This window comes from Lentilactobacillus hilgardii DSM 20176 = ATCC 8290 (genome assembly GCF_000159315.1).
Taxonomy (GTDB): Bacteria; Bacillota; Bacilli; order Lactobacillales; family Lactobacillaceae; genus Lentilactobacillus; species Lentilactobacillus hilgardii.
Map to the genome: position 1 here is coordinate 67274 of NZ_GG669999.1, position 20628 is coordinate 87901.

At 39.7% G+C, this 20628-nt stretch carries 22 protein-coding genes; 17 read left to right on the forward strand and 5 right to left on the reverse strand.

The features are described from left to right. Nucleotides 1-582 (forward strand): PfkB family carbohydrate kinase (locus HMPREF0519_RS14495; protein ID WP_003636659.1); only part of this gene is annotated, 582 nt, incomplete at its 5' end. Between the two features lie 192 nt (nucleotides 583-774). Then, the gene (locus tag HMPREF0519_RS12265) at nucleotides 775-993 is read left to right on the forward strand and encodes a hypothetical protein (protein ID WP_003561485.1); all 219 of its coding nucleotides are present in this window, start codon (nucleotides 775-777) and stop codon (nucleotides 991-993) included. Nucleotides 994-1229: 236 nt separating this feature from the next. Here HMPREF0519_RS12265 and HMPREF0519_RS12270 read toward each other — a convergent pair whose 3' ends face one another. The 4 genes from HMPREF0519_RS12270 to HMPREF0519_RS12285 all read right to left on the reverse strand — a co-directional run bounded on the left by HMPREF0519_RS12270 (nucleotide 1230) and on the right by HMPREF0519_RS12285 (nucleotide 5229). Then, complete coding sequence (locus tag HMPREF0519_RS12270) at nucleotides 1230-2024, reverse strand: ADP-ribosylglycohydrolase family protein (protein ID WP_003636661.1); 795 nt, start codon at nucleotides 2022-2024, stop codon at nucleotides 1230-1232. A gap of 191 nt (nucleotides 2025-2215) precedes the next feature. Then, the gene (locus HMPREF0519_RS12275) at nucleotides 2216-3193 is read right to left on the reverse strand and encodes a diacylglycerol/lipid kinase family protein (protein WP_003636662.1); all 978 of its coding nucleotides are present in this window, start codon (nucleotides 3191-3193) and stop codon (nucleotides 2216-2218) included. A gap of 132 nt (nucleotides 3194-3325) precedes the next feature. After that, nucleotides 3326-5011 (reverse strand): ribonuclease J1, encoded by a 1686-nt coding sequence (gene rnjA / locus HMPREF0519_RS12280; RefSeq protein ID WP_003555219.1) that lies wholly within the window; start codon nucleotides 5009-5011, stop codon nucleotides 3326-3328. Then, nucleotides 5008-5229, reverse strand: coding sequence for a DNA-directed RNA polymerase subunit epsilon (locus tag HMPREF0519_RS12285; protein WP_003555220.1), 222 nt, complete (start codon nucleotides 5227-5229; stop codon nucleotides 5008-5010). Before HMPREF0519_RS12285 ends, rnjA begins: the two co-directional genes overlap by 4 nt. A 174-nt stretch (nucleotides 5230-5403) precedes the next feature. Here HMPREF0519_RS12285 and HMPREF0519_RS12290 point away from each other — a divergent pair, with 174 nt between their 5' ends. Continuing rightward, entirely contained in the window at nucleotides 5404-5910 is a 507-nt protein-coding gene (locus HMPREF0519_RS12290) for a hypothetical protein (RefSeq protein ID WP_003636664.1), read from the forward strand. Nucleotides 5911-6346: 436 nt separating this feature from the next. Here the strand turns inward: HMPREF0519_RS12290 and def are convergent, their stop codons facing one another. Then, complete coding sequence (gene def / locus HMPREF0519_RS12295; RefSeq protein ID WP_003636667.1) at nucleotides 6347-6913, reverse strand: peptide deformylase; 567 nt, start codon at nucleotides 6911-6913, stop codon at nucleotides 6347-6349. Between the two features lie 376 nt (nucleotides 6914-7289). On the opposite strand from def, the gene pdhA reads away from it, so the two are divergent. The 14 genes from pdhA (at nucleotide 7290) to HMPREF0519_RS12365 (ending at nucleotide 20594) form a co-directional block, all read left to right on the forward strand. Further along, entirely contained in the window at nucleotides 7290-8411 is a 1122-nt protein-coding gene (gene pdhA / locus HMPREF0519_RS12300; RefSeq protein WP_035444946.1) for a pyruvate dehydrogenase (acetyl-transferring) E1 component subunit alpha, read from the forward strand. Between the two features lie 2 nt (nucleotides 8412-8413). Continuing rightward, on the forward strand, nucleotides 8414-9391 hold the full coding sequence (locus HMPREF0519_RS12305; protein WP_003555229.1) for an alpha-ketoacid dehydrogenase subunit beta: 978 nt from the start codon (nucleotides 8414-8416) through the stop codon (nucleotides 9389-9391). Between the two features lie 30 nt (nucleotides 9392-9421). Further along, a complete protein-coding gene (locus HMPREF0519_RS12310) occupies nucleotides 9422-10756 on the forward strand; it encodes a 2-oxo acid dehydrogenase subunit E2 (protein ID WP_003636670.1) in 1335 nt (444 codons plus the stop codon). Nucleotides 10757-10763: 7 nt separating this feature from the next. After that, nucleotides 10764-12188 (forward strand): dihydrolipoyl dehydrogenase, encoded by a 1425-nt coding sequence (gene lpdA / locus HMPREF0519_RS12315; RefSeq protein ID WP_003636672.1) that lies wholly within the window; start codon nucleotides 10764-10766, stop codon nucleotides 12186-12188. 229 nt (nucleotides 12189-12417) lie between these two features. Further along, complete coding sequence (locus tag HMPREF0519_RS12320; protein WP_003561466.1) at nucleotides 12418-12717, forward strand: UPF0223 family protein; 300 nt, start codon at nucleotides 12418-12420, stop codon at nucleotides 12715-12717. Then, nucleotides 12704-13483: an inositol monophosphatase family protein gene (locus HMPREF0519_RS12325; RefSeq protein ID WP_003561464.1), complete on the forward strand. Its 780-nt coding sequence runs from the start codon at nucleotides 12704-12706 to the stop codon at nucleotides 13481-13483. The genes HMPREF0519_RS12320 and HMPREF0519_RS12325 overlap by 14 nt, the downstream gene beginning before the upstream one ends. 105 nt (nucleotides 13484-13588) lie before the next feature. Beyond that, nucleotides 13589-15436 (forward strand): translational GTPase TypA, encoded by a 1848-nt coding sequence (gene typA, locus HMPREF0519_RS12330; RefSeq protein ID WP_003561462.1) that lies wholly within the window; start codon nucleotides 13589-13591, stop codon nucleotides 15434-15436. A 220-nt stretch (nucleotides 15437-15656) separates the two neighbouring features. Further along, nucleotides 15657-16835, forward strand: coding sequence for an FtsW/RodA/SpoVE family cell cycle protein (locus HMPREF0519_RS12335; protein ID WP_003561460.1), 1179 nt, complete (start codon nucleotides 15657-15659; stop codon nucleotides 16833-16835). 21 nt (nucleotides 16836-16856) lie between these two features. Continuing rightward, the gene (locus HMPREF0519_RS12340; RefSeq protein ID WP_003561458.1) at nucleotides 16857-17144 is read left to right on the forward strand and encodes a YlbG family protein; all 288 of its coding nucleotides are present in this window, start codon (nucleotides 16857-16859) and stop codon (nucleotides 17142-17144) included. Nucleotides 17145-17159: 15 nt separating this feature from the next. Further along, nucleotides 17160-17723, forward strand: coding sequence for a 16S rRNA (guanine(966)-N(2))-methyltransferase RsmD (gene rsmD / locus HMPREF0519_RS12345; protein WP_003636675.1), 564 nt, complete (start codon nucleotides 17160-17162; stop codon nucleotides 17721-17723). A 2-nt stretch (nucleotides 17724-17725) separates the two neighbouring features. Continuing rightward, entirely contained in the window at nucleotides 17726-18199 is a 474-nt protein-coding gene (gene coaD / locus HMPREF0519_RS12350) for a pantetheine-phosphate adenylyltransferase (RefSeq protein WP_003636678.1), read from the forward strand. A gap of 18 nt (nucleotides 18200-18217) precedes the next feature. Beyond that, the gene (locus HMPREF0519_RS12355) at nucleotides 18218-19255 is read left to right on the forward strand and encodes a SepM family pheromone-processing serine protease (protein ID WP_003636680.1); all 1038 of its coding nucleotides are present in this window, start codon (nucleotides 18218-18220) and stop codon (nucleotides 19253-19255) included. Nucleotides 19256-19325: 70 nt separating this feature from the next. Continuing rightward, nucleotides 19326-20069 (forward strand): helix-hairpin-helix domain-containing protein, encoded by a 744-nt coding sequence (locus HMPREF0519_RS12360; RefSeq protein WP_003636681.1) that lies wholly within the window; start codon nucleotides 19326-19328, stop codon nucleotides 20067-20069. A gap of 48 nt (nucleotides 20070-20117) precedes the next feature. After that, nucleotides 20118-20594, forward strand: coding sequence for a ComE operon protein 2 (locus HMPREF0519_RS12365; RefSeq protein WP_225429160.1), 477 nt, complete (start codon nucleotides 20118-20120; stop codon nucleotides 20592-20594). Nucleotides 20595-20628: the final 34 nt, after the last annotated feature.

The following is a 20628-nucleotide window of genomic DNA, read 5'->3' on the forward strand; positions in this document are numbered from 1 at the left end:
GGTGCAAATCAAGCGATGAGCACGGATATTATTGCGGATAGCGAGACTGTCATTGCGGATGCAGATGTGTTAATTTCACAATTTGAAACACCTCAGACAGTCGCTTATGAAGCGTTTAAGGTTGCAAAGAAACATGGCGTTATGACGATTTTAAATCCTGCACCGGCAGCCGATATTTTAGATGGTTTGTTGGAAGTGACAGATTTGATTGTTCCCAATGAAACGGAAAGTGCCACATTGACGGGAATTAACGTCACTGACATTGACTCTATGGATCAGAATGCTGCAAAATTTGCTTCAATGGGTATTCAAAACTTGATTATTACAGTTGGAGACCGGGGCGCATATTATCACACTCCTGATGCGAGTGGATTTGTACCAGCATTTAAAGTGAATGCAAAGGACACAACGGCAGCGGGAGACACCTTTATTGGTGCTTTCAGTTCGAAGGTGCTTAAAGATCTTTCTAACATTGAGATGGCATTGACTTACGCTCAACAGGCGTCATCCATTACTGTTCAAAGGATGGGCGCATTGCCTTCAATTCCGACAACCGAAGAAATTTCTGCTGAATATAAATAAAACTTATTGTTTCCATTAGACCTTTTAGGCAGGGGAAAGTGTTTTTTTCAAAGGTGTTGATTTACTAAAGTTTATCTGTTAACATTACCAGACGTTAACGGGAATTTAAATTTAAGAACTTAACATATTCTTTAGGATTGCTAAGTTTGGCGTTAATCAATTCATTTTATACGTTTAAAGGGGTTTATAGCTATGAGTAATAAGTTAGAAATTCTTAAAGATTATCAAAAAGCAGCTTCCAAGCTAAATCGATTGAAATCACAAGAGGCTGAGGTCTGTCGTTCTGAAGATGGCGAAGACAAGGACACGGTTGTGATTAAACCGCAATTTGGAAATGAAATGAATCATCTTAATAAAGAGTGCGAACAGCTAAATATGATTCTCGAAGCAATGGATGCTTCGGAAGATTAAGGTTAGTCAACTCTATCAAAAAGAGATCTGGATATTTTAATCCGGATCTCTTTTTGATAATATCACTAGGTTGATGTAGACATAAAAATTAAAAATAGTTAGATAAAAGGGCAAAGGAGACAGCAATTTTTATTTGGCCGCGACCTTTTAAGTCTTTTAACCAATTTGGTGGAAATGTCACAGGTGCGTAAAGTAATGAAGCTAACATGGAAGTGATAGAACCGATGGTGTCCGCGTCATGACTTAACAGCAACAAAATACTGTTCCGAGTTAAACAAACACCAAAAGACTGAATTTAGTGTATCAACAACGTAGGCAGAACTTTTAATTTGAGTGCTTGTTTGCCGCAAAAAGCCAGAATCGCCTAGTTGCTCGAAATAGGGGACTTGATCCTTAAATTGGTTTTTACCCTTATAATAGTCTAAAGCTTCTTGAATCGCCCGTAACATCGCATATTTGTTGGGATTTTGAATGACTCTGATGATAACGTTGATTAAAATTCCGGAAGCTACTAGGCTGCGGGGATGGCGATGAGTTGTTGCAGTGAATCGATGGACAAGTGATGCTACCTGATCATTAAATTGGTAGTGGCGGTAATCGGTTAAGATGAAAAAAGCCAGCGGCATCATCCGCATTAGCGCACCATTGCCGTTATCCATTTCATCATTGCCACCGCAAAGTTCAGGGGTGATACCTTTATCAAAACGTTTGATAGCGTCTTTTGTTGTTTTACCAATATCAAAGGCAGTTCCAAACGGTGTATAGTCACCAAAATGATACCATTGAGAGTATCTTGTCATGAGATCATTAAGGTTGAACCCAAGCGATAGGCTAACTAAAGATGCAATAGATAACGACGTGTCGTCAGACCAGGTTCCCTTGGGAACATCGAATGCTCGATGGCCCAGCATTGTATCAACAGGGCTTTCAAGTAATTTTTCGCGCTCTTCAAATTGTACAGGGACTCCAAGGGCATCGCCCAGGGCGACAGCAGTTAAGGATTGAAATAAAAGGTAGCTTGTTGAATACATGAGATTTACCTCGATCTTGTGATTTCTAAACGGTAGTTCATAACGGTTTTATTGAAAGCAAAGCTGTTCGTTTAACCATAAGCCACTTGATAGTCATTTTCAATGCTAAATGTTGGTATTAAGCGGTTTATCTTGATCGTTTTCTGTTAAGAATTGAAGTTAAAGGGGATTTATGGTTTGTTCTTGAACTTTCAAAGCTGGGAATTATCCGTTTTCTTTATCCAAAATGGATAATCCTTTGTTTCGTAAGAAGCGTTATAAGTTTTATGACCAAGTTCTTCGCCATCAATTTGGCCATAGCGAGCTTTTTTGGTCTTTAATTCAAAATGAGTCTCAGAAAAATGATGGACAAAGCGAAGATGCAAATGACGCTTCAATAGTAGCATAAAAATAAATAACAGGATCTGACGGTAGGTTGGCTTCTCGACGATTACCAAGTCCAATTGCTCCTTATAAACAGACGCTCGTGGCGCAATATCGATGCCTCCGCCAAAGTAAGGGTGATTTGTAGCTGTTACGAGAAACGCTTTTGAATAAGTGTGAACAGTGCCGTTGGGATGGGTGACTGTTAGCTCAAAAGGTTGAACGGTTTGAATAGCGTGTAAGACGGATACCCAGTATGAAAAGCCGCTGAATTGTTTATGATGTTTTAATAAGGAATGGTTCGCCAAATAAACAACGGTTGCATCTAATCCGATTCCAAAATTATTAAGGAAATAACCATCTGTTGAAAGATCGTGATTAATGAAATGCCCAATATGGATTTTAGTAGGGACTTGGCATTCAAAAATATCATGAAGCGCTTTTTTCCAATGACGAGGAATTTTTAATGCCCGTGCGAAATCATTTCCAGAGCCGATTGGTAAAAGCCCAACTGGGACTCTAGGAACCTTTATCTGGGGGTGCTCAGCATAAAATCGCATGCAACCGAGGATTGTTTCGTGAAGAGTTCCATCGCCTCCTGTAGCGATAATAATTGCATCAGGATGATTGGTGGCCGTTATTTGATCAAGAATTCGCATAGCGATGGAAACTGCATGACCGTCGTATTCAGTAAAGTAGGCGCGGTAAGAGATGTTTTTCTTTTTGAGATATTGTTCAATTTGAGGCCATATTTTACGGCCATTGTTCCCACCAGCCGTGGGATTTACGATAATAAAGTATTCCATTCTTGAAAATGCCCCCGTTACAATAAATAATAAGCTTTAATATATGTAAAAGAAGCTTGAGAATCGAATGGTTAAACTATCCGATTCTCAAGCTTCTTGTCAATTATAGCCCCAAAGGTTGTTTTGAAATGTTTAGTGATTACCGTTCATGATTAACATTGGCAGAATCATTGGATGACGTTCGGTTTTATCGTATAAAAACTCTTGTAAGTCATCAATAACAGCATTTCGAATAGAAGCCTCAGTTGCTTTTTTATTATGCATGGCTTTTCTGATTGTCTTAAATACGCGTCTTCTGCCTTCGTCAAGTAGTTCACCTGACTCACGCATATACACAAATCCACGAGAAAGAATATCAGGACCGGATTGGATTTCTTGATTATGCAAGTTGATTGTTGCGACAACGACTACAATACCTTCTTCAGAAAGTAACTGTCGATCTCGCAATACAATACTTCCAATATCTCCGATGCCACTACCGTCAATGTAGACATCACCGGCTTGGAAGTGACCAGCTAATCTGGCAGTGTCTTTAGATAATGCCAAGACGTCACCATTTTGCATGATAAAACTATGATCAAGTGGGACACCACATTGTTCGGCAAGCTCTGTGTGGATTTTTAACATTCGGTATTCACCATGAATCGGCATAAAGAACTTGGGCTTCATTAAGCGAAGCATCAACTTCTGTTCTTCTTGACCACCATGTCCGGAAGTATGAATGTTATTAACTTTACCATGAATAACATTAGCACCAGCTTCTTCAAGCTTGTTGATAACATCATTCACGCTAGTTGTATTACCTGGAATTGGGTTACTTGAAAAAATAACGGTATCTCCAGGTTGAATTGAAATCTGTCTGTGAGTACCATTAGCAATTCGTGAAAGAGCTGCCATGGGTTCACCCTGAGAGCCGGTACATAAGATCATTGTTTTATTAGCAGGTAAGGATTGAAGTTGATTTGCATCAACAAATGCGTCATCAGGAATATCCAAATATCCTAATTCACGGCCATTAACAATGGCAGCATCCATACTCCGGCCAAACACCGCGATCTTACGTCCCCGAGCCAATGCATTATCACAGGCAGTTTTAATTCGGGAAATATTTGATGCAAATGTGGCAAAAATGATCCGATCTTTCACCTGATCAAAAATATGGGAAATGGAAATACCAACCCATTTTTCTGATTTAGTCCAAACCGGTTTTTCGGCATTTGTACTGTCAGACATTAGACAAAGGACACCTTCAGCACCTAACTTTGCCATTTCCTGAAGATCAGGCGGCTGATTAGTTACCGGTGTGAGGTCAAACTTATAATCACCGGTTTCGACAATGACACCCACTGGCGTATGAACTGCAACACCTAGTGTGTCAGGAATCGAATGAGTTGTTCTGAAGAATGAAACTTTTGTCTTGCGAAACTTGATGACGGATTTATCACTAATTTCATGAAGTTCTACAGAATTTAGAAGGCCGTGTTCTTCTAGTTTGTTTTTGATAAGAGCCATTGCTAACGGTCCGGCATAGATTGGGACGTTCAAAACCTTCATCAGGTATGGAACGCCACCGATATGATCTTCATGCCCATGTGTGATAACAAGTGCCTTAATCTTATCCTTATTGTCAACTAAATATTTGTAGTCCGGAATAACATAATCAACTCCGAGAAGATCGTCTTCAGGGAATTTGATTCCGGCATCAATTAGAATAATTTCATCCTGAAATTGGACGCCATAGGTGTTTTTTCCAATTTCACCAAGTCCGCCAACGCCATAGATAGCTGCTTCGTTATTTTTGACGTTCAGTTTTTTCATTTATTGTTAAACTCCGTTAATTTGAAATTCGAACTGTCTTGCTCGTATTTCAAGTGTTCACCTTGGAGCGGCTCCACGAATTCGATAGCATAATCAGTATTATCTTCTACTAATCCGCGAGCTTCTACTTCTGTATCGGCCTCAAGATACAGAGAGAGTGTCGTTTCCCGACGAGGTGTTTGCTTTTTGTCGGGTTGATATAAAACTTTAAAAATCATAAAAAAACTCCTTTATTCATGTGCTTTTTCGAAACGATCAGGTTTCTTTCCGAACAAGTGGTTGTGAGAACACAACTAATGGAGTTATTTTACCATAATCTAAAGAATAAGTATATAAACATGATATCAAACTCTAAAGGCGTTCTCATGTTAAAATTAATTTAGCAAAGTGAAATGGAAGTGAAAGGTAGATTGACTATGATGCTTATCATTCAAATCGTTATCGGTTTAGTTGCAGCTTTTGCCGTGTATAACCTGATTCACTACTTATTTGTTACACGTCCAAGTCGGAAGAGACTACTTTCAGCACAGAGAACAGTTAACAAAGCAGTTGCCGAAGTCCTTAAAGCTTTAATTTCGGCTGATAAACTTGCTCCTATAAAGGAAGAAGAATTACACTCAGAAATGATTGCCAATATTTGGGGGAGGGGTGTGATGGCATTCGAATATCATATTCCAATCGACCGGGTAAAGGGGGCGATTCCGGATTTAAAGGAATTGTTGACAAAGGGATTGGATGAGTATAGCCAGAAGAACGAGATTCATGCGCATGGAAAAAAGTCGTCCGTTTTTGTAGTAACCGATATCTGGCAATTGGATGACCGCTTGCACTTTGATGTCGCCTATTTGATAAATTTAACCACAATTGAATATATTGATGATCTCAATCGACTACATTGATAAATAAGTTGATTATTAGAACCGTTTTGGTTGAGAGACACAGGCTAAAATGATCTTACAGAAGTCGTGATTGTAAAATAAAGAGATTGGGCAAAAATGATTTGCTCCAACCTCTTTATTTGTTTTGTAAATGTCAAAAAAACAGCAGCCATAACAGCGTCGCTTCCGAATTTTTAGATGGCTTTAAGCACATCTAGGTCGACGTGACGAATGATGAGTTCCAGATTCAAAAGAGAGAACAGGGCCACGCGCACTTTGATTATTGAAATTATGTTTCATATTTTTTGAAATGCTAAAAATTACTTACAAAAAGTACGCTAATATAGTGATTCACAGCAGCATTATCAATTTCACGTTTTCAAGCGGACAAGCCCTGAAAGATTGTACAAGAATTAAAATGATCGATGTGTCACTTTTTACTGTTCAAACAACAGATTTAGTAAATGAATACCTCGTCATCATCTCGTTTAAAGGGATTGTCTTTGTTGATGTGATCATAAAACAAAATGCCGTGTAAATGATCGATTTCATGTTGACAAACAATTGCGGGATAGTTTTTTAAACGAATCTTGTGTTCATTACCGTCAACATCCTGATATTTTAACGTAATTCTTGCTGATCGAGGGACGTATCCAGGTACGTCACGATCAACGGAAAGGCAGCCTTCACCCTCGGTCAATGCACCACGTTGAACAGAATTTGAAACAATGACGGGGTTAATAATAACATCCTTGAAAAGTGGTTTACCTTTTTCATTTTCATCATCATTCGGAACTAAAACAGAGGCCATCATTTTAGAGACACCGACTTGTGGTGCTGCTAATCCGACTCCCGCACGAAGCTTGTACTTTTCACATAGTTCTGGATTTTGACTGACTTCAAGGTATTCCATTAAATTGTGTGCCAATTTTTTGTCATCGGCAGATAATGGGAATTTAACTTTTTTAGCTTCTTGTCGTAGAACGGGATCGCCATCTCGAACAATATCATCCATTAAAAACAAATCAAAGACCTCCGAATATTTTTATCACTATTTACATTTTATCTTAATATCTAAAAAAATACTATGCGTTAAAGTCATAAGTTATTTAGGAAATTGTTCAAAAATCGGCATAAAAGGTTGAATGAGATATAGATTTATGGCATAGATGCAGGGGCATTTATTAAATAAATAAACATATAACATTTCACAATCTATACTCGCACAAGCGGTTTCAAGGTTTATTTGCAAGAAAAAAGTAAGCAAACGAAAAAACCTCTTTGAAAGCAATGTAAGGGCTTGCAAATGGACTGAAAAAATGCTAAATTTTAAGTGTGGTTTAGAAGTGATCTATTTGTGCATCACAAGTCTGGCTTTACAGGAAAGGAAAGTGTTATCTATGGCAGCAAAGAGTAAGCATGTTGTTGATTTTGAGAACATCAAATCGACGATGAGCGATCCATACAAGAAACCTGTTCAAGTAATTGATGAGACTGGAAAGATCGTTAATCAAGAATTGTTCGATCGGTTCAGTGATGATGAACTGGTTACTTTGATGGAAAAGATGGTTTGGGAACGTGCATTGCACGAACAAACAATGAACTTTTCGCGTCAAGGTCGTTTAGGCTTCTATGCTCCAACTTTAGGTGAGGAAGCTTCCGAAATGGGAATTGCTCACGCAATGAAGAAACAAGACTACCTATTCCCAGCATATCGTGATTTACCACAATTAATTCAACACGGTGCAACCGTTAAAGAAGGATTCTTATGGTCTAAAGGTCACTATCAATGCTATGACTATGTACGACGTGGTGTTCGTGCATGGATTCCACAAATTATCATTGGTGCTCAGTACGTTCAATGTGCTGGCGCAGCATTAGGTATTAAAAAGAATGATGAAAAGGACACAGTTGCTTATGTATTTACAGGTGATGGCGGTACTTCGCAGGGTGACTTCTATGAAGGAATCAACTTTGCAAGTTCTTTCCAAGCACCGGCTGTCTTCTTTGTTCAAAATAATGGTTGGGCAATTTCAGTTCCACGAAAGACACAAACTGCTGCTGAAACACTCGCTCAAAAGGGTGTTGCTTCAGGTGTTCCAGGTGTTCAAGTTGATGGAATGGATATTTTGGCAACTTATCTTGTTGCTAAGGATGCTCGTGACTTTGCCGCTGCAGGCAATGGCCCTGCATTAGTTGAAACCTTAACTTATCGTTTCGGCGCTCACAGTTCTGCTGGCGATGATCCAAGTCGTTATCGTACTAAGGAAGAGGAAAAGCCTTGGTTTGATCGTGACCCATTAATTAGATTAAGAAAAGTATTGACTGACAAGAAACTTTGGGATCAAGACAAAGAAGACAAGTTGGTCGCTCAATACAAGGATCAATTCAAACAGGATATGAAAGATGCTGAAGCTGCACCTAAGCAAAAGGTCAGTGACTTCTTGAAACACACATTTGAAGTGCCTACCCCAGATGTTGCAGCCCAAATCAAAGAATTTGAAGCAAAGGAGTCGAAGTAATCATGGCTAAATTAACGTATATTAAAGCAATTACCGATGGACTTGACCAAGTATTGCAAGATGATCCGAAGACATTGATTTTCGGTGAAGACGTTGGTAAAAACGGTGGTGTTTTCAGAACCACTGTCGGCCTTCAAGACAAATACGGAACTGACCGTGTCTTCGATACACCATTGGCTGAATCAGGAATTCTTGGATTGTCAATTGGACTTGCATTAACTGGTTGGCGTCCAATCCCAGAAATTCAATTCATGGGATTCACAATGGAAGCTGTTGACTCCATTGGCGGTCAAATGTCACGTAACAGGTTCCGAATGTCAGGCGATGTTTCAATGCCGATCACAATCAGAACACCATTTGGTGGTGGTACCCATACCGCTGAACTTCATGGTGACTCGCTGGAAAATCTCTTCGTTGGAATCCCGGGGTTACGGGTTGTAACACCTGCAAATCCTTATGACGCCAAAGGAATGGTTATTTCAGCTGTTGAAAATAATGATCCGGTATTGTTCATGGAAAACCTGAAACTTTATCGTTCAATGAAAGATGAAGTTCCTGATGGTCATTATACAGTTCCGCTAGACAAGGCGAAGGTTGCCCGAGAAGGATCTGACATTACAATCGTTGCTTACAGTGCCGAAGTTAATGAAGCATTGAAAGTAGCTGATAAATTAGAAAAAGAGAATATTTCAGTTGAAGTTATTGATTTACGTTCATTATCACCAATCGATACTGAAACAATCTTTAATTCAATTGATAAGACTCATAAAGTAGTTGTTGCTCAAGAAGCACAAAAGATGGCCGGTGTTGGCGCTCAAGTTGCATCAGCAATTGCCGAAGACGACATTATGTCACTTGATGCTCCTATTGGTCGGGTTTCTGCTCCTGATAGCGTATTTCCATTTGCAATGGCTGAAAATGATTGGCTTCCAAATGCAGATGACATCGAAGCAAAAGTACGCGAAATTTTAAACTACTAAAATTCTAAGTAAGAAAGGAAGTTAGATCCCATGGCTTATAAGTTTAAACTCCCTGAGCTAGGAGAAGGAATGGCCGAAGGTGAAATTGCTTCATGGCTGGTCAAACCTGGCGATAAAGTTAAAGAGGACGATCCGTTAGTAGAGATTCAAAACGATAAGTCCGTTCAAGAGTTGCCATCTCCTGTTGCCGGAACTGTTAAGAGTATCGATAAGAATGAAGGAGACACTGCAGAGGTTGGGGATGTCCTCATCACAATTGATGACGGTTCTCCCGACACGCCGGATGATGCTGCTCCTGCACCCGCAAAAGAAGAAGCTGCTGCTCCTGCACCTGCTGAACCAGCTAAAGAAGCTGCACCAGCACCTGCCGCAGCACCTGCTGCCGCTGCACCTGCACCGGCTGGTAATCCGACTCCTTCTGATCCAAATAAATTAGTTAAAGCAATGCCATCTGTTCGTCAATATGCGCGTGACAAAGGCGTTGACATTACGGCTGTTCCAGCGACTGGTAATCACGGACAGGTTGTTAAAGCTGATATTGACAGCTTTAATCCTGCTGCGGCACCAGCAGCTCAAGCACCTGCCGCACCTGCTGCAGAAGCTGCAGCTCCGAAGGCTGCCGGTGGCCCAATCAAACCATACAAGTCTGCACAACCGGATCTTGAGACCCGTGAACCAATGTCCATGATGAGAAAGATCATTGCTAAATCAATGAGAGAATCTAAAGATATTGCACCTCACGTAACCTCATTCGATGACGTTGAAGTTAGTGCCTTGATGGCTAACCGTAAGAGATATAAGGAAATCGCCAAGGATCGCGATATTCATTTGACATTCCTGCCATATATCGTGAAAGCCTTAGTTGCTGTTATGAAACAGTATCCTGAATTTAATGCTTCAATCGACGATACGACCCAAGAGATTGTCTATAAACATTACTTTAACGTTGGAATTGCAACCAATACTGATGATGGATTGTATGTTCCAAATATTAAGAATGCAGACGCCAAAGGCATGTTCGAAATTGCTAAGGAAATTACCGAAAATACTCAAGCTGCATACGACAACAAGTTGTCTGCAGATAAGATGAGCGGCGGTTCAATTACTATTAGTAATGTCGGTTCAATTGGTGGTGGCTGGTTCACACCAGTTATCAACCAACCTGAAGTTGCAATTTTAGGTGTTGGCAAAATTGCCAAGGAACCATATGTTGATCCCGAAGATGGCGAAATCAAAGTTGGCAATATGCTGAAACTTTCATTGAGCTATGATCACAGATTGATTGATGGGGCACTTGCTCAAAATGCGTTGAACTTAATGAATAAGTTGCTTCATGATCCAGATATGCTTTTGATGGAAGGATGATCGAATAATGGCTGAAGTTGAAAAGAAAGAAACGGTTATTATCGGAGCCGGCCCTGGCGGGTATGTCGCTGCAATCCGTGCTTCCGAATTAGGGCAGAAAGTGACCCTGATTGAAAAGTCCGATACACTCGGTGGTGTTTGTTTAAACGTTGGTTGTGTACCTTCCAAAGCATTGATTCAAGCCGGCCATCGCTTCCAAGAAGCTAATGATGCCTCAACTTATGGTATTACGACACAACCCGCAACCATTGATTTTAAAAAGACTCAGGATTGGAAGCAAAAGAAGGTCGTTGATCGAATGACCAGCGGTGTTAAGATGCTTCTAAAAAAGCACAAAGTTGATGTTATTCAAGGCGAAGCAGTTCTTGATAGTGATACGCAGCTTCGAGTAATGCCGGTTGGGCCACAACAATTCATGAGTGCTGATACTGGATTAACGATTCAGTTTGATAATTTAATTATCGCTAGTGGTTCTCATCCAATTGAGATTCCTGGGTTTAAGTTTGATGGCCGAGTTGTTGATTCAACCGGTGGTCTCAATCTTCCAGAAATTCCTAAAGAATTTGTAGTTATTGGTGGCGGTTATGTTGGAACAGAGCTGGCAGGTGCTTATGCCAACATGGGTTCACATGTGACAATCATTGAAGGTACACCGTCGATCTTGGCAGGATTCTCAAAGGATATGGTTTCAATTGTTCAGAAATCATTGAAGAAGAAGGGCGTTGATATTATTACCAGTGCAACTGCCAAGTCTTCTTCTCAAGATGCTAACAGTGTTAGTGTCACCTACGAAGCAGACGGCAAAGAATCAACGATTAAGGCTGATTACTGCATGGTTACTGTTGGACGTAAACCAAATACGGATGATTTGGGTCTTGAATATACCAAAGTTAAACTCGATGATCGTGGTATCGTTCAAACCGATGATCAGGGTCGAACAGATTCACCACACATCTTTGCTATTGGGGACATCGCCTCAGGGCCTGCATTGGCTCATAAGGCATTCTTCCAAGGTAAAGTAGCTGCCGGTGCAATCTCCGGTAAGAACACTGCCAATGATTACGTTGGTGTTCCAGGTGTCTGCTTTACGGATCCTGAAATGGCCGTTGTTGGCTTGACTCAATCTCAAGCTAAGGATAAGGGCATTGACGTATCAACTGCAAAGTTCCCATTTGCCGGTAATGCACGTGCGGTTTCATTGGATGAAGCAGAAGGATTTGTTCGCTTGATCTACACAAAGGATGATAAAACCATTCTTGGTGGTGAAGTCGTTGGACCTGGCGCAAGTGACTTGATCGCTGAATTAAGCCTTGCAGTGAATGGCCGAATGAATGTTGAAGATATTGCTTTGACAATTCATCCACATCCAACATTGAGTGAGCCGATCCAAGAAGCAGCCGATGTTGCATTAGGATTCCCAACACACATCTAATTTTTACAATAAATTAGATGCTGGAATGTTAAAGTAATATGGTTAAAACGACCTACCGCATTTTGACGGTAGGCCGTTTTACTGTACTTAAAATTAAAAAGGAAAAGAATATTAGACATCATTATCGGCTTTTCCATTTCACAAAGTTTTGAAATAATCTATAATTGTTATTAAAGACCGAATTCTTTAAAACCTAATTCGTAATGAAATAACGATCGGAGACGATTTTATGAACGATGACTACTCATATCCATTGATTGATGGTTTAAGCAACGGTGAAGTCATTATACTCGTGACCTTTTTTCAGAGGGTTGAAGAGGCTTATGAAAAGCAAAGTGGCGTTGATCGAGAGTCATTTATGAATGCTTATCAAGATTTTGTGACTGTTGTACCGTCAAAAATGGAACAAAAGCAATTAGAAAAGCAATTTCAAGAACGTTCCGGATACAATGCATATCAAGTTATTAGGCAAGCTAAACAAGATGTGAAAACTTTGAAAATGAATGAGGCGTACAATGGAAATAAATGAGCTTGAAGAAATTGATAAAACTGTTAAGGGGTGGTTAAGAGAGTCCCGGGATAATGTTTTAAGAAATATTGACACCCGTTTAACAGTTAGTACCAAAACAAGTCGTCGTGACTTGGTAACGAATATCGATAAACAAAATGAAAAGTTTATTGTTTCCAAAATTCGTGAGTTCGAGCCACATGCAAGAATTCTTGGTGAGGAGGGGTTCGGAGATAAGGTAGATTCGACAAAGGGTCGCGTTTGGATTGTTGATCCTATTGATGGCACTATGAACTTTGTGAAGCAGAGGAATCATTTTGCAATTATGATTGCTTTATATAATGACGGGATTGGTGAATTAGGGTACATTCTAGATGTAATTGGTAATCGATTGTTGTCTGGTGGGCCCAAAATCGGCGTGTTCGATAATGGACAACCCCTCACGCCGATTGCCGACACAGCTCTTAAGGATGGCTTGATTGGCTTGAGTGGGCCAATGGTGTTAAATAATGAATTTAATATGGTAGATATTGCTGAAAAATCCCTTGGAATGCGCATCTATGGTAGTGCCGGAATCGACATCATTTCCGTCTTGCGCGGTGAGTTGGTTGGTTACATTTCATATTTGAAGCCTTGGGATTTTGGTGCCGGCAAAATTCTTTGCGAATCGGCCGGATTAAAGATGACAACTATTGACGGAAAGCAATTAGGTATGTTATCATCAACAGCGGTATTATTAGCAACGCGAAACGCACATCGAGACGTTCTTACTATCGTCGGTAAGTAATTAGTCATACTGTGACATGACAGTGGTCACAGTTTTTTTATGCGAATATATTATAACTGGATGTGCAACATTCGAGACTGATTTAAATGAAGGGAAGCAAATAATTTGGATACAAAACTTAAGACACGTGATGACATTCGAAATATCGCAATCATTGCTCACGTTGACCACGGTAAGACAACTTTAGTCAACGAAATGTTGAAGCAATCCGATACTTTGGCTGCGCATACTCAAATCGAAGATCGGGCACTTGATTCAAACGCAATTGAAAGAGAGCGTGGTATCACTATTCTTTCAAAGAACACGGCTGTTAAGTATGGGGATAAGCAGATCAATATTCTGGATACCCCGGGACATGCCGATTTTGGTGGTGAAGTTGAACGTATTATGCGAATGGTTGACGGTGTTTTACTTGTCGTCGATGCATTTGAAGGTACAATGCCACAAACTCGTTTTGTTTTAAAAAAGGCTTTGGAACAGCATTTAACGCCTATCGTAGTAATTAATAAAGTTGACCGTGAAGGCGCACGTCCAGAAGAAGTTGTTGATGAAGTACTTGATTTATTTATCGAATTGGGTGCTGATGAGGAACAACTTGACTTCCCAGTCATTTATGTATCAGCTATGAACGGAACTTCCAGTTATGATTCTGATATTTCGACACAAGAGCATACTATGAAGCCCGTTTTTGACACAATCATTAACCGAATTCCAGCACCAATTGATAATTCGGATGAACCACTTCAATTCCAAGTGGCCTTGCTTGACTATAATGATTTCGTTGGCCGAATCGGGATTGGACGAATTTTTCGTGGAAAGATCAAGGTTGGAGATAACGTTACCGTTATGAAACTTGATGGTTCAAAGAAAAACTTCCGAGTAACTAAATTGATGGGCTTTATTGGCCTCAAAAAGGTTGATATTAACGAAGCAAAAGCCGGAGATTTAATTGCTGTTTCGGGAATGGAAGAAATTAATGTTGGTGAGACGGTTGTTTCACCAAGTACACCGGAAGCTTTGCCAATTCTTCGAATCGATGCACCAACTCTTCAAATGACGTTTGGAACAAACACGTCACCATTCTCAGGTCAAGATGGCAAGTTTGTAACGGCACGTCAATTGGGTGATCGTTTAAAACGCGAACTCCACACTGATGTTTCGTTGCGGGTTGAAGATACTGACCAACCTGGATCATGGGTTGTTTCAGGTCGTGGTGAGCTGCATTTATCAATTTTAATTGAAACACTTCGTCGTGAAGGTTATGAACTGCAAGCTTCTCGTCCAGAAGTTATTTATCGAGAAATTGATGGACAGATGAGTGAACCTTTTGAATCTGTTCAGATCGATACACCAGATGAATATACAGGTTCAATTATTGATACACTCTCTCAACGTAAGGCTGAAATGCAGAATATGGAAACAACCGATAATGGTCAAACTCGTTTGACATTCTTGGCACCGTCACGTGGCTTGATTGGTTATTCAACTGAATTTTTGTCATTAACCCGTGGTTATGGTATTATGAACCATACTTTTGAAAAGTACCTCCCTGTTATTAAGGGATGGAACCCTGGTCGTAAGAAGGGAACTTTGGTTTCGATGAATTCTGGCAAGGCCACTACTTATGCCATGATGGGTATTGAAAGCCGTGGCGAACTGTTAATCAATCCAGGTACAGAAGTGTATGAAGGAATGATTGTTGGCCAAAATAACCGTGAAAATGATATTACGGTTAACATTACAAAGGGAAAGAACTTAACTAACGTTCGTGCCGCTGGTTCAGATGATATGGCTCGTATTAAGACACCAACTCATCTAACACTTGAAGAATCACTTGAATTCTTAAACGAAGATGAATTGTGTGAAGTCACACCGAACTTTATTCGTCTTCGTAAAAAGATTCTTAACACCAACACGCGTGAAAAAGAAGCTAAGAGAAGAAAGCATTCATAAAATGGTGGTAGTCGCTTATTTATGAATTTAAAATAATAGTTTAAAAGGGTTGCGTTGAAAGTCATTTTTAGCGCAGCCCTTTTTGTGATGTCGGGAGGTATTCGCTCTTTGTTTAAAATCTACTTATATCTTTAAGAAGACCACAGTTACCAGATTTTAATATGCTATAATTAAACCCAATGTTTGATGATATATTTTAAGGAAAAGTGGAGTGGACTTAATGGCTAAGGTTCGTTTGAGACATTTGGATTTGTTTATTTTTTTGCCATACATCATCCTTTGTGTTTTGGGGATTATCATGGTGTATTCTGCCAGCGCAAATATTGGCATTCAAAATGGTGGCAGTCCCAAAAGCTATTTGATTAAACAGATTATTTTTGTTGTTATTAGTCTGGTTTTGGTTTTTGGGACAACGGCTTTTAATTTAAAAAAAATTCGTAATAAAAAGTTTTTACGTTGGCTGGGTTATTGCTTTATTCTGGTCTTAATCGGTTTATTGGCAGTTGGTCAAACCGTCAATGGTGCTGCTGGCTGGATTCATATCGGGGGAATCAACATTCAGCCTGCGGAGTTTGCCAAGTTTTACTTGATTATTTTAGTAGCAGATGCTGTTGATCGAGATGAAAATGAGTTAACAATTTCGACTTCTCATTGGTGGCAGGCTTTAAGACACCCATTATTAATTGTAGCGGTTATGTTAATACTTATTTTTTTCCAGCCTGACGTTGGTGGGGCAGCAATCAATTTTGCAATTGTATTTATCATGTTGATTGCAAGCGGCTTTTCATGGAAACGTGGTGTGACTTATCTTGTAGGTTTTGGAATTACCGCCTATGCGTTTATGATGGTCGTGCTAGTTCCTTTATCAGAGAGTGGCAAAATCCAAAGCTACCAGTTGAGTCGAATTACTGCATTTGTGAATCCTTTTAAGCATGCAACCGGCGTTGGTCAACAACTTGTCAATTCGTTTTATGCGATTAGCAACGGTGGTTTGTTTGGCTCCGGATTGGGAAACAGTATTCAAAAAACCGGATATTTGCCGGAACCCAATACAGATTTTATTATGGCAATTTTGACTGAAGAGCTTGGCGCTTTGGCGACTGTTGCTGTAATGGCTATTCTTGCGTTGATTATTTTTAGGACGGTCCTAATTGGTATCCGTTGCAATAGCACCTATCACAGTCTAATTTGTTATGGTGTGGCAGCATATTTAACTGTTCAAGCGTTGTTCAATATGGGTGGTGTGGTTGGTTTGCTTCCAATTACAGGTGTAACTTTTCCATTTATTAGTTATGGTGGTTCAAGTATGATGACTTTATCACTGTGTATTGGGATCGTTTTGAATATTAGTGGTCGACAAAGACTAGAACGAAGTGATTATCAGGCAGCCACTAATTAATAGTATAAAGGAGATGTTGACTTGCCATTTGAAATTCAACCAACGATTGGACTGATCATTTATTTGCATTCGTTGAAGTATGTTCGCAATTTACGAAACTATGGTCGTCTTTACTACGTTTCAAAGCGAATGAGGTATGCGATCATTTATGTTGAAATGGATGATAAAGATGAAACGATTGCCAAACTTAAGACGCTTAACTACGTGAAACAGGTTGTACCCTCTAAGCTGAATGAACTGGTAAAAGAGGTTCAGAGTAAAGACCCAACAGAATTAGACAAGCAATTTGATGAAGATTTTGATGATTAATGAGGAACAAAAGAAATGAGAATTGTATCAGGAAAATTTGGTGGTATTCGGCTTAATCCGGTTAAAAGCGATAAAACGCGACCAACAACCGATAAGGTGAAAGAATCGCTTTTTAATATAACTGGGCCTTACTTCGATAGTGGCTTTTTTTTGGATCTGTTTGCTGGCTCTGGAGCTGTTGGTATTGAGGCAGTTTCAAGAGGCATGGAAAAAGCCGTTTTAGTTGATCGACAATTTCAAGCTATTAAAGCAATTAAAGAGAACATCAGCAAGGTCCATGCTGAAGATCAATTTGAAGTTATTAAAGGATCCGCTGAAAAAGTAATGGTCTCACTATCAAAAAAGGGTGAGCAGTTTAATATGGTTTACTTGGACCCCCCGTATAAACAGCAGAAGCTGATCGAAACGTTAGTAGCTCTGAGCGATTTCAATTTATTGATTGATGGTGCTGTCGTGATTTGTGAAACGGATAATCACACCGAATTACCGGATGTGTTGGATGGATTTAAAGTCATGAAACAAAAGAATTATGGTTTAACGAACTTGAAATTATATACTTATCAAATGGAGAAAAAATAAAAATGGTAGATGCACTTTATGCAGGAAGCTTTGATCCGATTACATTTGGTCATGTTGACGTGATTCAAAGGGCTAGCAATATATTTGACAAGGTCTTTGTTGCGATCAGTATTAATACTCACAAACACGCTCTTTTTACACCAGAGGAAAGAGCCGATTTTGTGAAACAAATATTTGCTGATAATGAACGAGTCAATGTATTAGTTTCTGAAGAATTAACAGTTCATTTAGCAAAGCGTTTGGGGACTTCAGTATTAGTTCGCGGCGTTCGTGGTAGTGCCGATCTTGATTCTGAGATGTCGATTGCTGGTTTAAATAGTGGTTTGGCGCCAGGTATTCAGACCGTGTTTTTGCCAACCGCCGGTCAATATCGAGACTTATCTTCCAGTATGATTAAGGAAATTGCAAAGTTTCATGGAGATGTTTCGGCCTTTGTTCCACCAGTGGTGTCTGAGGCACTTAAAAATAAATTTTAATAGAAGAGTGAAGAAAAGATGAAGAAGAAGGGAATCAAAAAATATGTTCTGGGGGTCATTGCGACAATTATTGTATTAGCAGTGATCTTTTGGCCATTACCCAACTACATTGAAGGCCCTGGAGATGCGTCAGATCTAAGCCAAATTGTGTCTATAAAAAATCATCCCGATAAACGGAAAGGCATGTTTATGTTAACGTCTGTCAGTATTGCCCAAGCACGGCCGCTGACTTATTTATATGCTAAAATAAGCCCTTATTACTCAGTCGAATCTGATGATAGTGTGACTGATGGTCAGAATATGAAGGAATATGATAAGGTTCAACATTTTTACATGGAAAGCTCAATTGGAGAAGCCATATATACGGCATATAAACACGCTCATCAACAAGTTAAACGGACCTACAATGGTATTTACATTCTGGATATTGAGAAAAATTCCAAATTTTATCACCAGCTTCAGGTTGGAGATATTGTGGTTAAGATTGATGGTCATCAATTTAAAAATTCAGATGGATTTGTCAACTATGTCCGTAAGCAAAAGGTTGGCCAGAAATTAACAATTGAGTATCGCCGTGGACAAAAAATGCATAAAGTCACAAAACCGTTGATTAAAATCGCCAATCATCAGCCAGGGATCGGTATCACACTTACCGATGATGTAAAAGTCCATACGGGCGTTCCGATCAAAGTAGATCCGGGCCAGGTAGGGGGGCCTTCCGGCGGTTTAATGTTTTCACTTCAAATATATAGTCAATTAACCAATCAAGATTTACGGCACGGGAAAAAAGTTGCCGGAACGGGGACGATTGATTCATACGGCAATGTTGGTGAAATTGGTGGCATTGATAAAAAGATTATTGCGGCAAAAAAGAATGGCGCAAAAATCTTTCTGGCACCTTATATTAAGCCAACAAAGACAATTTTAAAGTATGAACCTGGGCACCAAACCAACTATCAACTTGCAAAACAAACAGCGCAAAAATATGCACCTAAAATGAAAGTGATTCCAGTCAAAACTTTTGATCAAGCTGTTTCAGCATTACAAAAACAATAGATATATTTTTTAAGGATTAGAAGACGGCTAATCCTTTTTTTCGTATCTAATCAATGAAGGGAGGAACAGTATGAATAGGATTCGCGAGTTTATTGATGAGTATCTTTATCAAGTATTAATCAGTGCAGCCGTCATCATTATTATTTTGGTGGTGATTGTGTTTTCTTTAGTTTTGGGGCACTCTTCAAAGCCACAGGTGCAAGGGATGGTTTCAACAACAAGCGTTACTGAGGCTTCAACAACTTCCCAATCGAAAGGCAGTGATCCCATAGATACAGCTAGTAGCGTCCCGCAGAGCAGTAGTCAACAGCTTTACGTTGATGTTAAAGGGGCAGTGAAAAATCCTGGCGTTTATCAAGTTGGTGCAAATATGCGGGTAGTTGATGCAATTGATTTAGCTGGGGGATTTAACAGGTCGGCTGATAAGAAGCAGGTTAATTTAGCACAAAAATTAACCGACCAACAAATCGTCTATATTCCGATCAAAGGAGAAATTAAAGGAAATCGGTCGCTGGGGGCAACACCAAGTCAGTCACCGCCAGCAGAGACGTCATCCACAAATCCCCAAACAGCGGCGACTTCAAATGCTGAAAGTTCAAGTGGTTCTCCCACTGAAGGAACAGAAAAAATCAATCTAAATACTGCGGACAAGTCAAAACTTCAGGAACTAAACGGAATTGGTGATAAAAAAGCAGATCAGATTATTGCTTATCGGCAAGCGCACGGTCAGTTTAAAAGTATTGAGGAACTAAAGGATGTTCCCGGTTTTGGTGACAAAACGTTCGATAATTTAAAATCTACAATTTGTGTGTAGATCAAATCATCAAATTGAGATATGATTTATCTCATGGAAGGTGAAAAAATGGATAATCGAATTAAATGGGATCAATATTTTATGATGCAGGCGGTCTTGCTTGCGTCCAGAAGTACGTGTGAGCGCCTTTCTGTCGGTGCAGTTATTGTTCGTGACAAGCGGATTATTGCGGGGGGCTATAATGGCTCTGTTGTTGGGGATGATCACTGTATAGATGTCGGGTGTTACTTGGTAGACGGTCACTGTGTTCGAACAATTCATGCGGAAATGAATGCAATTTTACAATGTGCAAAGTTTGGGGAATCAACGGATAATGCCGAAATCTACGTCACTGATTTTCCTTGCCTACAATGCACTAAAATGTTGTTGCAGGCCGGCATCAGGCGGATTAATTATTTGCGTAATTATCATAATGACGAGTATGCACAAAAGTTGATTAGATTAAAGAACGTTGAATTAAATAAAATTAAACTCACTCATTCCGACATGGACAGAGTTCCATTCAATTCCTATTTATCTGACTAATTATTGGAAACTGGCTTATTTTTCCTGCTGCTGC